The following is an 816-nucleotide window of genomic DNA, read 5'->3' on the forward strand; positions in this document are numbered from 1 at the left end:
TTTAGTCCCGGCATTTGATGGATTGGGTTTATGATGAATCTTTCGGGTTCGTTTGTCCACTGTTTGCAAATGAATTCGTAGGGCGTAAGGCCCTTGAGTGTCTTCAGTCTTCGTCCGAAATTGTAGGCGTCGATGAAATTCGCGAGATGCTTTTTTAGCTGCTCGTGATCATCGTAGTGAAAGCGTTTGACGGTGGCTTCCTTGATCGTCCGGTTCATACGCTCGACCTGCCCGTTGGTCCAGGGGTGCTTTACCTTGGTCAAACGGTGGTCGATCCCGTTTTCATCGCAGACACGGTCAAAGATGTGAAGGCCGGCATAAAGGTCGCAGGTTCGATTGGTGAACTGGATGCCATTATCGGTCAGAATGGTATGGATGGTATAGGGAACGGCGGCGATCAGATTACGCAGGAACTGTGCGGCATTCATTTTTCCGGCCTTGGCATAGAGTTCAACGAAGGCGAATTTGGATGTCCGGTCGATGGCGACGAAGAGGTAAAGCCTGCCTTCCGCCGTATGCACTTCGGCAATATCGATATGAAAATAGCCGATCGGGTAGCTTTTGAACTTCTTCTTCGGTTCTTTGCCCCCTTCAACATCCGGCAGACGGGAAATGCCGTGTCGTTGTAGGCATCGATGCAAGGATGAGCGTGTCAGATGCGGGATGGTCGGCTGGAGCGCATAAAGGCAGTCATCAAGAGGCAATAGCGTGTGCTTGCGAAAGGCAACGATAACGGCTTCCTCCTCCAGCGAAAGAACCGTTGAATGCGGTTCCTTCGGCCCGGTCGGCAAATCGGCAAGAGATGTCCGCTTCTTC

1 protein-coding gene is annotated in these 816 nt (G+C 51.7%); it reads right to left on the reverse strand.

Annotated features, from left to right (window positions below; all coding sequences use genetic code 11):
- The coding region (locus THS27_RS26320) for an IS481 family transposase (protein WP_085595967.1) at window positions 1–816 on the reverse strand (816 nt) is incomplete at both ends.

This window comes from Thalassospira sp. MCCC 1A01428, from assembly GCF_002115825.1.
GTDB lineage: Bacteria > Pseudomonadota > Alphaproteobacteria > Rhodospirillales > Thalassospiraceae > Thalassospira.